This window comes from Algisphaera agarilytica (assembly GCF_014207595.1).
GTDB lineage: Bacteria > Planctomycetota > Phycisphaerae > Phycisphaerales > Phycisphaeraceae > Algisphaera > Algisphaera agarilytica.
Genome location: NZ_JACHGY010000001.1, coordinates 2,263,038 through 2,276,445, shown reverse-complemented (window position 1 = coordinate 2,276,445; position 13,408 = coordinate 2,263,038). Strand labels below are relative to the sequence as shown.

At 65.3% G+C, this 13,408-nt stretch carries 14 protein-coding genes and 1 riboswitch; of the genes, 8 read left to right on the top strand and 6 right to left on the bottom strand.

Going from position 1 to position 13,408, the window contains the following annotated elements; translation table 11 throughout:
- Positions 1-21: 21 nt before the first annotated feature.
- The gene (locus HNQ40_RS09800) at positions 22-1,443 is read right to left on the bottom strand and encodes a hypothetical protein (RefSeq protein WP_184677661.1); all 1,422 of its coding nucleotides are present in this window, start codon (positions 1,441-1,443) and stop codon (positions 22-24) included.
- 108 nt (positions 1,444-1,551) lie between these two features.
- Here HNQ40_RS09800 and HNQ40_RS09795 point away from each other — a divergent pair, with 108 nt between their 5' ends.
- Positions 1,552-2,046: an adenylyltransferase/cytidyltransferase family protein gene (locus HNQ40_RS09795; RefSeq protein ID WP_184677660.1), complete on the top strand. Its 495-nt coding sequence runs from the start codon at positions 1,552-1,554 to the stop codon at positions 2,044-2,046.
- On the opposite strand, the gene HNQ40_RS09790 is transcribed toward HNQ40_RS09795, so the two are convergent.
- Genes HNQ40_RS09790 through HNQ40_RS09775 form a run of 4 tightly spaced genes read right to left on the bottom strand, consistent with a single transcriptional unit; the run spans position 2,035 to position 6,582 of the window.
- Positions 2,035-4,137, bottom strand: coding sequence for a glycosyltransferase family 9 protein (locus tag HNQ40_RS09790; RefSeq protein WP_184677659.1), 2,103 nt, complete (start codon positions 4,135-4,137; stop codon positions 2,035-2,037). The two genes, HNQ40_RS09795 and HNQ40_RS09790, sit on opposite strands and share 12 nt — an antisense overlap.
- Before the next feature lie 35 nt (positions 4,138-4,172).
- Entirely contained in the window at positions 4,173-4,922 is a 750-nt protein-coding gene (locus HNQ40_RS09785) for an ABC transporter ATP-binding protein (protein ID WP_221435467.1), read from the bottom strand.
- Positions 4,906-5,703, bottom strand: coding sequence for an ABC transporter permease (locus HNQ40_RS09780; protein WP_184677658.1), 798 nt, complete (start codon positions 5,701-5,703; stop codon positions 4,906-4,908). Before HNQ40_RS09780 ends, HNQ40_RS09785 begins: the two co-directional genes overlap by 17 nt.
- 30 nt (positions 5,704-5,733) lie before the next feature.
- Positions 5,734-6,582 (bottom strand): FkbM family methyltransferase, encoded by an 849-nt coding sequence (locus tag HNQ40_RS09775; RefSeq protein ID WP_184677657.1) that lies wholly within the window; start codon positions 6,580-6,582, stop codon positions 5,734-5,736.
- A 122-nt stretch (positions 6,583-6,704) separates the two neighbouring features.
- On the opposite strand from HNQ40_RS09775, the gene HNQ40_RS09770 reads away from it, so the two are divergent.
- Complete coding sequence (locus HNQ40_RS09770; RefSeq protein WP_184677656.1) at positions 6,705-7,556, top strand: class I SAM-dependent methyltransferase; 852 nt, start codon at positions 6,705-6,707, stop codon at positions 7,554-7,556.
- 152 nt (positions 7,557-7,708) lie between these two features.
- Here the strand turns inward: HNQ40_RS09770 and HNQ40_RS09765 are convergent, their stop codons facing one another.
- Complete coding sequence (locus HNQ40_RS09765) at positions 7,709-8,902, bottom strand: glycosyltransferase family 4 protein (protein ID WP_184677655.1); 1,194 nt, start codon at positions 8,900-8,902, stop codon at positions 7,709-7,711.
- A 116-nt stretch (positions 8,903-9,018) separates the two neighbouring features.
- Positions 9,019-9,290: riboswitch (cobalamin riboswitch) on the top strand.
- Positions 9,291-9,430: 140 nt separating this feature from the next.
- On the opposite strand from HNQ40_RS09765, the gene HNQ40_RS09760 reads away from it, so the two are divergent.
- The 6 genes from HNQ40_RS09760 to HNQ40_RS09735 are packed head-to-tail and all read left to right on the top strand — an operon-like array spanning position 9,431 to position 13,347.
- Positions 9,431-10,249, top strand: a complete 819-nt coding sequence (locus HNQ40_RS09760; RefSeq protein ID WP_184677654.1) for a hypothetical protein — start codon at positions 9,431-9,433, stop codon at positions 10,247-10,249.
- A 50-nt stretch (positions 10,250-10,299) separates the two neighbouring features.
- Positions 10,300-10,932: a PEP-CTERM sorting domain-containing protein gene (locus HNQ40_RS09755; RefSeq protein WP_184677653.1), complete on the top strand. Its 633-nt coding sequence runs from the start codon at positions 10,300-10,302 to the stop codon at positions 10,930-10,932.
- 6 nt (positions 10,933-10,938) lie between these two features.
- Positions 10,939-11,721, top strand: a complete 783-nt coding sequence (locus HNQ40_RS09750; protein WP_184677652.1) for a type II secretion system protein — start codon at positions 10,939-10,941, stop codon at positions 11,719-11,721.
- Positions 11,722-11,761: 40 nt separating this feature from the next.
- Positions 11,762-12,016 carry a (2Fe-2S)-binding protein gene (locus HNQ40_RS09745; RefSeq protein WP_184677651.1) on the top strand — a complete coding sequence of 85 codons (255 nt, stop codon included), beginning with the start codon at positions 11,762-11,764 and terminating at the stop codon, positions 12,014-12,016.
- A gap of 2 nt (positions 12,017-12,018) precedes the next feature.
- Positions 12,019-12,258, top strand: coding sequence for a cysteine-rich CWC family protein (locus HNQ40_RS09740; protein ID WP_221435466.1), 240 nt, complete (start codon positions 12,019-12,021; stop codon positions 12,256-12,258).
- A gap of 30 nt (positions 12,259-12,288) precedes the next feature.
- Positions 12,289-13,347, top strand: a complete 1,059-nt coding sequence (locus tag HNQ40_RS09735) for an NAD(P)/FAD-dependent oxidoreductase (protein WP_184677650.1) — start codon at positions 12,289-12,291, stop codon at positions 13,345-13,347.
- The last annotated feature ends 61 nt before the right edge of the window (positions 13,348-13,408 follow it).

The following is a 13,408-nucleotide window of genomic DNA, read 5'->3' as shown; positions in this document are numbered from 1 at the left end:
ATCGTACCCGGCCCGCCGCGTTCACTCGACCCCACGCAACCCCCACACCTCGCCGCTACGTTGATCGGTCACCGTCCCCACCAGCGGCGGGGCCTCATCTGTTGGCGATTCTTTCGTGACCCAATAACACCCAGAGGCCGCGGACGCTTGCGTTTGAAGGATCAAGCGACGCCCGGACAAGGCTGAGAGCTCTAAGCCCACGTCAAGAAACACGGCCAGTTCTGCGTCCTCGGGTGTCTCGCGTCGGATCATCTCCGCCATGTCCATCACCGCCGCGTATTTGCCGCTGCGGTACTCGGCGTAAAAGTCTCCGCTCCGCTGTTCGCTCACCAGATTGATCACCGCGATCACGTTCGCCCCCACCAGCGCCAACCCGCCCACCACAAACCCGATCCCCCGCCACGGCTCGCGCCACCGCCCGAGCAGGCTTACCCCGCACCGCCACACGCCGTAAACCACCAGCGGCAACACCGGCAGCACGTAGCGCGCGTCCGAAAGGAACACCACCCACTGCACCAGCAGCACGCCGACCAACACACCCCAAAGCAACCGGGCCCGCAATAACATGAGCGCCGCCACGACCACCAACACCGACGCGGGCCATGCCAGGCTCGGCGGGACGTCCTGCCCGAACACCGCCTCGGGCAGCGCCTCGGTCATCAACATCTGCACACTCGCCCACCACGCCTCGGGCGTTTTGGCCTGCAACGCGTAGCGGAAAAACATGGCGTCCTCCCGCACTGCTGGGACCAAGCCCCAGAGCGCTGCCGCGCCCGCCACGGCCAACCCGATCAGCGCGACGCCCAGCCGACGCTGATCCTTCCGGCCGATCACATGAATGATCTCCGCGAGCACATACGCCCCGCCCACCACCGCGACCACGCTGCGGAACGCCGCCATCCACAACACCCCCGCGAGCATCATCCCGAGCGCGAGTCCCAGATGCCCCTTGCGGTTGAGCCGTCGCTCGTGGCCCCAGAGCAGGAGCAGCAGCCCCGCCATGAACGGCAACTCGGTGAGCAGGCTGTGGGTCATCTCCATGAACAACCCGCTGAGCGCCAGCAACATCGTCATCAAGACCGCCGTGGGCCGGTCGGCGTGATCCACAAACAACTGGAAACAAAGCCAAAGCGTCAGCCCCGCCACGGCCAACATCGCCAGCGACGTGCCCCACCCCGCGCCGCCCCCCAGCGCCGCAATCGCCATAGGCAAGCCCGGCGGCGTCGCGCCCAACGCCACCCCGTCCAGCCCGACGCTCGGGTCGCCCGACATGGCGCGGGCCTGCAGCACGTACCACGCGCTGTCGCTGGTGATCCGCCACCGGCCGTTCAACCCGATCACGTACACGATGGCCAGCCCGGCAAACACCACCCCACGCCAGCGGTCCAGCCACCACAGCAGCGTCACCCAGGGCGGCTCGGAACCATGCAGTCGTGGTCTCACGCCAGCGAGTATACCGCTGGGTGAGTTCGATTCGCCGCGCGTTGGTTGGCATGAGGATTGGGGAGTTAGGGGTTGGGGGTTGGATTCGCTCGGACTTATCATGCCGACGTGCCGAACGATTCTCCCGACTACGACCTCGACGCGCTCGCCGCATCGTGTCGCGCGCATCGCGATGCGGGGCGACGTGTCGTGTTGTGTCACGGCTGCTTCGACCTGTTGCACGTCGGCCACGTGCGTTACCTGCAGGCCGCCAAGCAGCTCGGCGATGTGTTGCTGGTGACCGTGACGCCCGACCGGTTCGTCGGCAAGGGGCCGGGCCGACCCGCGTTTCCCGAAGCGCAACGGGCCGAGATGCTGGCGGCGCTCGGATGCGTGGAGCGCGTGGCGCTGAACCGCTGGCCGACCGCAGTCGAGATGTTGGAGCGGGTTCAGCCCGATGTGTATGCCAAGGGTGCCGAGTACGCCGAGGCTGCGCAAGACCCCAACACCCCCGTCGGCCAAGAACGCGCCACGGTCGAAGCCCACGGCGGGCAACTCGCACTCATCGATACCGAAAAATTCAGCTCGACCGAGATCCTGAGCCGTTTGGCTTCACGGCCGTGATTCACCCGCCACGCTCAGCGAGACCTGCCCGGGCTCCAGCAGCGACTCGCATGCCGCAAGCACACGTTCCGCCGAAAGCGACTGCAGGCAGGGCACCTCGTCGTAACTAAACCCCATCGGGCACTGCGGGGCGTCGACATCCTGCGGGCAGTTGGCGCACCGCGGCTGATCCGCCACGACCTCGACCCGCCCCACCGCTCCACGCGGAGCAAACAACGTGCGATCGCCCGGGCCCCACGCCACCACCGTCGGCGTATCCACCGCCACCGCGACGTGCATCGGCCCCGAATCGTTGACCAACATCAGGTCCACCGCCGCGCAGACCCCGGGGAGCTGCTCCAACGTCGGGCGGAGGATCGCGGCGTTGGAGCCGATCGCCGAGACGAGCTGCTGCGCCGCCTCGTCTTCGCCCGGCCCACACAACACCGCCACCTTCACGCCGAAGCGCTCGACCAATTGCTTGGCCACCTCGGCGAACGACGCGGGGTACCACTGCTTGAACACCCAGCCCGCCCCGACGTGCACGCCCACGACTCGGCCGGGCCCCAGGGCTTCGGTCAGCAGACTTCTGGCTTCGGGCCGCGCGGTGTCGGGTAGATTGAGCACCGGGCACCAGTCCACCGTATCGGGCACCGCCACGCCCAACGGCCGAAGCAATCGAGCGGTGCGGTCGATCAGGTGCAGCGGCAGCCCGGGCGTGGGCACGCGGTGGGTGAACCCTTCCCGACGCGTCGGGCTGTCGAAACCCACACGATAAGTCGCGGGGATCGCACGGCAGAGCCGGGCGTGACGTGATGTATCGGGCTCCAACAAATCGATCAACAGATCGTACGGCTGCTGCTTGGCGACCTCGGCGAGCTTGGCATCGAACGCTTCACGCTGCTTCCACGGCACCGGCACGCCGCGCACACCGTCGGCCAACATCGCGGCAAAGCCCTCAAGCCCCGGCGAGACGAACAGGTCGATCTCGGCGTCGGGGTAGCGTTCACGCAGCTTCGCGACCACGGGTTGCATGGACACCAGGTCGCCGATCTTGTCCAGGCGGACCGCGGCGATGCGTTGGATGGGCGGCGCGTCGGACTGGCCGGGAAGCAAAGCCTGTTGCGGCAGCCGTGGTCGTCGGCTGCGCTGCTTGCGGGTCTCCCAGGCGTGGCGGAACTTGAACCGCGCGGTCGCCGAGAGGAGCGAGCCGGTCGTCAACGCCGAGAACGTCGAAACCAAACGGGTCGGCCCGCCGGTCCGCATCCCCAACAGGCCCATACGCAGGGCCTGACGCGCCGCACTCCCGCAGGGGTTGGCGATCAGGCGTTGCTGCACGCGGCGGACCTCCTGGAAGGCCTCGTCCTTGTAGCCCAACTCGGCCAACGCCCGGCAGCGCGAGATGTCCAGGCTCGTCTGCAGGTCGAAGTCACGGAAACCCGTCTCGTCGAGGATGCGTTGGGCTCGGCGACAAAGCCCCAAACGGTCGGCGGGCATCGAGCTTTTCGATTCGACCAATCGCAGCAGACTCCGCACCGCCGCGTCGGGCGGGCCCTGCCCCAGCGGCCCGTCGGTCTGCCACATCCAAGCACGCTCCGCCGCCGCAAGCTCTCCCGCGACATGCAACGCGCTGCCCCACCACCAGAAGATGCGGGGCTCGATGTTCTTCATCGCTGCGACCAGTCCGCCGTTGTCGGCGTCGAGCGCAGCCACCGCCCAGCGGGTCAAAGCCGCAAACCCGGGGTCGAGCTTGAGGTTCTGGGTGTGGTATGCCTGGCGAACCGCCAACACGATCAGCGTCGCCAACTCGCCGATCTCCATCGGGCGGTCGCCGTCTTCCTCACGCCACACCGCCAAGCCGTCGGCGGCCTCGCCGGGCATCCCCATGCGCAGGGGCAGGATCAGCCGCGTCTCTTCCAACACGCCCGGCACGTAGCGATCCGCGAAGACGTGAGACTTGCGGAGCGATAGCGATCCCGTGGCCGCCTCCACGCCCGGCTTCTCCACGACCGACGACACCCCGGGCCAGGCACGCAGCCCGACGCGCAGCCCGGCGCCGCCGTTCTGCTGGGCCCACCAGGCGTCGAAGGTTTTCTCGAGGGCGTCGTGCATCGGAAGGGGTTCCGGGGGCTTCCGGGGAGTTTGATTCAGACCAGGGTCAGACCCTGATCGGCGTAGTACCGCTGGCAGACCTCGTGGGGCTGGCCCGCGGCAACCGTTCGGCCATGATCAAGGTACACCGCCCGGTCGCAAAGGTCGATGACCGAGTGCACATCATGGCTGACATACAGCATCGTCAATCCGTCTCGGCGGAACGCCTTGATGCGGTCGTAGCACTTCTGCGCAAACGCCGCGTCGCCCACCGCCAAGACCTCATCCACGATCAGGATTTCCGGATCGAGGTGCGTCGCCACCGAAAACGCCAGCCGGGCCAACATGCCCGAGGAGTAGTGCCGGACGGGCTGATCGATGAAGTCTTCGAGCTCGGAGAAGTCGTGGATCGCGTCGAAGCGTTGACGGATTTCGCGCCGAGTCAGCCCCAGCAGCACGCCGTTGAGCTCGACGTTTTCCCGCCCGGTCAGGTCGGGGTGGACCCCGGCGCCGAGCGCCAGCAGCGGGCTCACCCGGCCGCGGATCGTGACCCGACCCGAGGTGGGTTTGATCACCCCCGCCGCGAGGGCGAGGCAGGTGCTCTTGCCCGAGCCGTTGCGGCCGACCACCGCCACCGCTTCACCGCGGTCGAGGCGGAGGTCCAGGTCCACCAGCGCATGGGTCCGGGGCGGTTCGCGGTCACGCAGCCGGAGCAACCGATCCTTCAGGCCTCGGCCCGGCGTGACCTGGCGGAACCATTTGTTCACGCCGTCGAATTGAATCATCGGCTCAGACAACTTCGGCAAACCTCGGCTGCAATTTCGTGAACACCGCCACCCCGACCGCTAACGCCACCACCGCCATCAGCGACGAAACGCCCAACATGGCTGGGTCCAGCCGGCCGTGCAACAGCATCTCACGCCAGTTCACCGTCATCGCCCCCATCGGGTTGGCATACAGCACCCACTGGAACCGCGCCGGGATCAACGACTCGGGATACACCACCGGCGTCAGGTGGAACAGCATCAACACCCCGATCGAGACCAAACGCTCCAGGTCCCGCAGAAACAGGGTCAACGTCGCACACAACAGCGACAGCCCCACCACCAACACCAACTGGATCAACAGGATCAACGGGAACTGCCAGAGCCAGGACACATGCGCGGACTGCCCCAGCCCGAGCACCACCAAAAGCACCACCGGCATCGAGAGGAGGAAGTGCGTGAGGTCGTTCATGCAACCGCTCAGCACCGCGTAAACCCGGGGGAACTTCACCTTCGTGATGAGCGGCGCGTTGCTGACCAGCGCGTAGGTCGAGGCGTTCACCCCGTTGGCAAACCACTGCCAGGAGAACAGCCCGCAGATCAGAAACACCGTGTACGGCACATCGCCGGTGGGCACACGCAGGAACTGTTTAAACACCAGGTAATACACCGTCGCGAAAGCCAACGGCTGAAGCAGCGACCAGCTGTACCCCAGCACGGTCCGCTTGTAGCGGACCCGCAGTTCCTTGAGGACCAGCACCCAGAGCAGGTCCCGGGCGTATTCAACTCGGTGAGGCAGACGCATCGACATCGGGCCCGCCATGGTACAGGACCCATGAGGCCGTACGCGGTTTTAGCCCCGTTCGAGCATCAACATCTGCGGCCAGATGCGGGTGGGCAGGAACTCGTCCAGCTTGTCGAGGTCGATCGGCTTGACCTTGACGTCCCAGTCGATCAGGCCGATGGAAAAGCCCATCGCTTCGATCCCACGCAGATACTCGTGGTAGTCCAGGCCCGCTCCGGTGACGAACTCGGGGGCGAACTCCATCAGGATCTTGATCGTCGGGTTAGCCTCGAGGGTCTGCTTCATGCCTTCGAGGATGAACGGCTCGGCGCCCTCGGCGTCCATCTTGATCACATCGACCTTCTTGTTGTCGCCCAGGAATTCATCCAGCGTGATCGTAGGGACCTGGACCATCTGGTCTTCCTGTAGCTGAGCCGGGTCGACCCCCACCAGGGTGTGCCCCCCGCAGTAGTCTTCGAGGGTGCGCAGCGTCATCGTGCCCGCCTCTTTCCAGAGCGCCTTGTCGACGACCTCCGCCCAGTGGTGCCCGTTGAGCATGAGGTTGTGGCGGAGGTACCAGAGGTTGCGCTGCTCGGGCTCGAAGGCGTAGACCTTGCCTTCCGGGCCGACGCTGCGGGCGGCGTGGAGCGTGAAGTAGCCGATGTTCGCACCGATATCCAACACGGTCATGCCCGGCTTGATGCAGCCCTCAAAAATCTTGGTGACCGCCAGTTCCCAGTTGCCGTCGAGGATGAGGTGCGGGGTGCCGCCCATGTCGTCGGACGGGCACACCATCTTGAACCCGCGCACCTGGGTCAGCACGGTATCATTGCCCAGGTAGCAGGACATGCCGTTGTTGCGCAGATACTGGATTTCTTTGAGGATGTCTCGCAAGAGACCCATCACGGTTCGTCTCATCACAGTGAACTCCTGGGTAACGAAGACGCACAATGTACTGAATCTTGAACGGCTCTGAACAAAGCCGCTTCAAGTCCCCCCACCCGCTGCAACCCGGCGTTGCGGCCCACACGAGATCGACCTTGACGCAGTTCAGCCAATCCCTCGAACAGGGCAACCCGCTCCAGAACAAGCCGGCCGTGTCCACCTGCAAAGTCTGCGGGGGCCGGGCGCCCATGGTTTTTGGCTTGCCGTCATCCAAACTCGCCGGGCGCGACATCCCCGACCTGCCCGACGACTGCCCGTACTACCGCTGCGAGAACTGCAAGTTCCTCTTCGCCCACCTGCTCGACGACATCGACAACACCCAGGTCTACGACGAGAGCTACTGGGACAATCAGGACCCCGACTGGGGCGGCCGGGTTAATCAGACGCTGCGGCTGATCATGATGTCGAACCTGCTGCTCAACCGCCTGCCGTGGGAGATGGAGATCTGCGACTTCGGCTGCGGGATGGGCACGTTCATCGAGATGGGACGCGAGCACCTCGGGCTCAAGGCCTGGGGCTTCGACATTATCCAGCCCAAGTTCGGCAAGGACTACTTCCTCGACACCATGCCCGAGCAGCGTTTCGACATCGTCACCGCGTGTGAGGTCATCGAACACCTGCCCGACCCCGTGGCGATGATCGAACCGGCGATCAAGTCGCTCAAGCCCGGCGGCGTGTTCGCCTTCCAGACCGCGGTCTACGAGCCCGAGTCCTGCGGACGCGACTGGTGGTACCTCGGCCCGGCCAACGGGCACATTTCGCTGTACTCCCGCGGCGCGTTCGACCACCTCTTCGAGAAGTTCGGCGGCACCCGTCGCCTGCTCTACGACAACTACCCCGGCGTCCAGGCCTGGCAGATCGGCGGCACGCCCGACCCCACCGTGAAACGGGCCGCACCACGTAAAGACGTAATCAAACGCATCGCCCGCCGATTCAAGAAGTATTGATCCGCGGCATCAGCGCGCCACGATTGTTTTGTGGCGGCCCTGAATCTGACCGGGAGGGCGAGGCTCCTGCCGAGCCGTGTGCTGTGGAAACTTTGCGGCTCGGCAGGAGCCTCGCCCTCCCATCCAACCGCTAGAACTGAATCCGTTCCGCGTTAAGCTGACGCATCGGGTTTACCCAGCAACCGCTCGTACAACCCCAGGTGCGCACGGCCAAAACCCTCCAGGGTGAAGCTGTCGGCGCGGGCCAGGCCACGCTCGCTCAGTATCTTCTGCAGCTCGTGATCGACCAGCACCTTGTGGATCGCCTCGGCGAGCGCATCGGGTCGGTGGGCATCGAACAGCAACGCCGCGTCGCCCACCACCTCCGGCAGCGACGCCACCGATCCGGCCACCACCGGCGTCCCCGCACGCATCGCCTCCACCGCGGGCAGGCCGAACCCTTCGTACAAGCTCGGCATCGCCAGCAGCGTCGCCTGCCCGTACAGCTGACCCAGCACCGCGTCGTCCACGTAATCCGCAAACACCACGGCGTCGCCCAGGCCCAGCCGGTCCGCTTCACGCTCCGCCTCGGGGTAGCGCGGGTCGGGCTGGCCGACGATGACGAGCTGCAGCCCCCGGGGCACATCCGCAAAACGGTTGCGCACCGCCGCAAAAGCGCGGACCAGGCCATCGACGTTTTTGTACGGGTCGCGTCGGCCGACGTTGAGGATGAACGGGCCGTGGATGCCCAGCCGTGCGAGCGCTTCGGGGTCGTGGTTTGATCCGTCCGGATCGACGTGGGGGGCGGGCGTGTTGTAGATCACGTGCAAGTGATTCAGCGGCACGTTGAGGTGGCGGTGGATGTCCTGCTTGGAGTATTCGCTGACGGTGATGATGCCGCCGCCGGAACGGATCGCCCGGCGGGCCTGGCGTTTCATCCACGCCCGCCACACGATGCGGAACTTCTGCTTGCGGCTTTTCTTGAGTTGTCCCCGGCAGACCAGGGGGATCACGTCGTGCACCGTGACCACCCGCCGGCAAGATGTCCGCCAAGGCACGAATACATCCGGGCAGTGCACGAGTTCCACGCCCAGCCGCCGCAACTCGCGGTGGCCCCGGGCCATGCTCGAGAACCGCTGCGGCGCGTCCGGGTATTCGATCAGGTCCAGCGCACCGCTGCGCTTGATCGCGTCGGGCACCGCCGGGCTCTGCAACACCTGCGGCTGCATCCAGACCCGCACCCGGCCGCCTTGCAGTGGGCTTTGGGCGTGCGCCGCGTCGAGGCCGGCCAGCAGGTTGAGCGTGTAGCGCCCGATGCCCGAGAGGTGCGGGCCGATGGTGCGCCCATCGATGAGAATCATCCCCATAGGGTAACTCCGCAGAGGCGACACCCAAAGCCGAGGCGCGTTCATGCGCCGCGAAAACTTATTTATCCAGATTAGGGGCTTATCCGGTTGCGGCGTTTGGGGGCGATCGTTACCGTGCGGTGGTATTGCTTTCAGGTGCCCGACGACGGCCGATCAGGGACGTCGCCGGGTGAAAAGGGAAGCGGAGTGCCCCCTGCTGGGTTGTTGAGGATGGATGCGAATCGCGTCAAATCCTTGCGAAACAGGGGAATTCTCCCGCGGACGCGCCGCCGTAATGGGCCAAGCGTCGAACTCGTTTACCACTGTCGAGCCTGCAACGGGCGGATGACGGGAAGGTGAGTTCGGCAAGGCCCTGAGCCGGAAGACCTGCCTGAGAGTTGCATCGGGTCCTCGCGAATTAGGACACCCGGGCAGGTCGACGCGGTCGCTTTACCCCTGAGCGGTTCCCCCTGTCATCTGCACGCTTCGCGAGGACGGTTATCCAACCGCAGGGGAGGTCGTGCGCGAATCACGGCCGGAAAGTGCCTCGTGAAGAATACTTCGTTTGCTTTGTTGTGTTTTGCAGGTAGTGCCCTGGCTTTCACCAGCCCCTCTTCCCACGCCGCGGCGTTTGTGGACGAGGTCATCTCGTACACGCCCGGCAGCGGCGTGGGCTCGTACACGAACCCGGACGCCGCCCTGGGCCAGCCCGGAGACAACACCGGGTTCGGGCTGCTCACTCCGTTCAACCCCCACTTCTCCACCAGCGAACTCGCCCGGATCGGCAGCGGCGGTGAGTTGACGCTTCGCTTTTCCAACGAAGTGTTGATCGGCGACGGCCTGGACATCGGCATCTACACCAACGTCTTTCTCATCAACAACTCAAGCCTGACCGGGGCCCAGGACCCCGCCGCGTCGTTCGGCGGAGACTCGGTCGATATCCATGTCAGCGACAACGGCAACGACTGGGTGAGTGTCGACACCTCTACCATCCCGTTCAACCTGCCGCACACCTACTACCTCAACCCCGAAGCATTGACCGGCAGCTCGAGCACGGTGCCGAGCAATCCGATCCTGGCCGACTTCGGCAAACCGTTTGATGCCGAGCTCTCGGACTTCGACGGGCTGACCTACGCCGGCATCGGCAACCTGCTGGACGGCTCGGCCGGGGGGACCTGGCTGGACCTTTCGCCAACCGGGCTGAGCAGCGTCAGCTATATCCGCTTCAACAACCCCGGCGCTACCTTTGAACTCGACACCGTGGCCATCGCTAACAGCAAGGTCGGCGTTCTGGTCCCCGAACCCCACTCTGTGATGGGCCTCGCGGCCACGGGGCTGCTGGTCTTTCAGCGCCGCCGTTCCGCGTGATTGCTTTGTTTGTTTCCTGTTGATCAATGAACCCTTTAGAGGAGAATGTTTTGAAGAATCGATCCCTATCGCTGTCCCCCTTCCGCACCATGGTCCGCTTGAGCCAAGCCCTGGCCCTTGCCTTTGCGCTCTTGGTGTTCACCCAGACCGCGTCGGCCCAGGTTCTGCCCGGCTACAGCGTCGGCACGGGGGCCAACACCTCGTACCTCGTCCTGGACTTCGGCTTTGTCGGCGGCAACGCGTATGAGTTCTCCTACTCCTACGACGGCACCGCGACCGGTGAAGACCTGCTCCTGGCGCTCGACAGCGACGGATCGCTGGTCGTCGATCGCCAGTTCTTCGATTTCGGCGGCGGCCCGTCGATTTTCGTCAACGGCTTCAGCTTCGATGGCTTCAGTGAGATCCCCGTGTTCGAAGGCTCCCAAGGCGAGAGCTGGTCGTACTGGGTGAGCGACACGACTCCGCTGGTGCCCAGCGACTGGACCAGCTCGAGTGTTGGCTCCACCGACCGTGTCCTGGCCAACGGCTCCTATGACGGCTTCACGCTTAACGTGTCGCCTTTCAACGGCGGCGGCTTCTCGCCCACCAACGACCCGCCGGCCGTGGTGCCCGAACCCGCGGCCCTCGTGCTGCTGGGTAGCGGCGTCCTGCTGGGTTGCGTCCGCCGTCAACGCCGAGACTGACCCACGATGCCCAGGCAACGTCACCGCCATCCCGGCTTTACCTTGATCGAACTGCTTGTTTCGATCGCGATCATCGCGCTGCTGATCGGCCTGCTCCTGCCTACGCTGGGGCGGGCCCGATCGGCCGCGAGGTCGACCCTCTGTCTGAGCAACCTCCGACAGACCGGGACCGCTTTGCTGCTCTACGCCCAGGACTACGACGGACGGATGGTCACACACTCCCAGGTGTTGCCCAGCGGCCGGCTGTGGTGGTTCGGCTTCGAACCCGGGGGGGCCGCCCCCGGCGCAACGCTACGGCCGCTCGACAAAACCCGCAGCCCACTCGCCACCTATTTCGGCGGCGATATCTACGAAGGCCTGGCTTGCCCCGATTTCCCCGACGACAGCGATCGCTTCGTCGAGAAATTCGAGGTCAGCTCGGCCCACTTTGGATACAACGGCGGCATCGTTTGGCCGTTCCCCAACGCCGAGCCCCGAAGGCTCATCGAAGTCACCCAAGCCAGCGAGGTGTTCGCTTTCGCTGACGCCATCCACCAGGACTTCACCGACGACTTCTACGAGCCCCACTCCATGGCCTACCGCAAGACCGGCTTCGTCGCCGGCACCACCCACTTCCGCCACCCCAACACCACCGCCAATCTCGTCTACCTCGACGGCCATGCCAGCTCGATTCAACCCCCACCCACCGAAAACGTCTGGACCACCATCGGCGAGACCCCCGTCGCCAACCCCGACACCGGCGACGGCGAGGGCACGATCTACGGCTTCCCGACGTGGACCTCGTTTTAACCCGCTCCACCCTCCACCAACCACCGGCCTAGAGTCCACCATGAAGATCGACCGTTGCATCTGTACCCAACGCACGTTCTGCGACCTGATCGACACCGCTCGGGCCGAGGGGCTGTCGCTGCCGCAACTGGTCGAACAAACCAGCGCCTCGGCCTGCTGCACCATGTGCGGGCCGTACCTCCGCCGGGCCTATCGCACGGGCCAGACCACGTTCGGCTACCTGCTGTCGCAGGACGACGAGCCCTACGCCACCGCCGACGACAAGACCGCCGCCGCCCCGCTAGTGCAGGGCTGAGCGTGCCCCCCAACGACCTATCCCTGCCCCTGGCCCCGAGCCGCTGCCCGCTGTGCGGCGGTTTCAACCAATGCGCGGTCGCCCAGGGACAGGACCCCAAAGCCTGCTGGTGCATGAGCGTGACGGTGCCGGCCTCTCTGACCGAGCAGCTACCCCCCGAGGCGGTGGGGAAATCGTGCATCTGCGGGGCGTGCGTCGAGGCCTGGAATACCCGCGGGGTGCTCCGGCGTTATGCCGATTAATCGCCGCATCCGAGTTGCTAGGATATGCCCATGACTGAATCCAACCTGCCTCACGAAAAAGTTGTCATCATCGGCTCCGGCCCCGCGGGCTGGACCGCCGCCATCTACGCCGCCCGGGCCGAACTCTCGCCTCTGGTCTTCCCCGGCCGCGCCGCGGGCAAGGACCTCCTGCCCGGCGGTCAGCTCATGCTCACCACCGAGGTCGAAAACTACCCCGGCTTCCCCGACGGCAAGACCGGCCCCGAGCTCATGACCGAGTTCTTCAAACAAGCCCTGCGCTTCGACACCCGCGTCGTCACCGACGCCGGCGTGAAGAAACAGGAAGACCTGGACATGAACTTCGGCCTGTTCAACGTCTTCCAGAACGTGAAGTCCGTCGATCTGTCCAAGCGGCCGTTCCACGTCATCGGTGACGGCGGCTACGAAGTCCTGGCCGACTCGGTCATCATCGCCACCGGCGCGAAGGCCAACTGGCTCGGCCTGGAAAACGAGATGCGTCTGGCCCAGACCGGCGGCGGTGTCAGCGCGTGTGCGGTGTGCGACGGGGCGCTGCCGATGTTCCGCGACGCCGTGCTGGGTGTTGTGGGCGCCGGCGATACAGCCGTGGAAGAAGCGACCTACCTCGCGAAGTTCGCGAGCAAGGTGGTGATGTTTGTCCGCCGTGACGAGATGCGGGCGAGCAAGATCATGCAGCAACGCGTGTTCGACAACCCCAAGATCGAAGTCATGTGGGACACCTCCATCACGGAAGTCCTCGGCGACGAGAAGATCACCGGCGTCGAACTGATCAACAACAAAACCCAAGAAACCAGCTCGATGGAGCTCGGAGGCTTGTTCATGGCCATCGGCCACACGCCGATCACCGATTTCCTCGACGGCCAACTCGAAGCCGACGACGCGGGCTACCTGATCCTCGACGATCCGTACCGCAGCACCACCAAGATCCCCGGCGTGTTCCTCGCCGGCGACGTGGCCGACCACGTGTATCGCCAAGCGGTGACCGCCGCGGGTATGGGCTGCAAAGCCGCGATCGACGCCGAGCGCTGGCTCGCCGAACAGGAAGCCGAGCCCGCGACGGCCACGGCCTGATCAAACGCCAAACAACAACACCACGCAAAGCCCACGGATCAATTCCGTGGGCTTTTTTTGC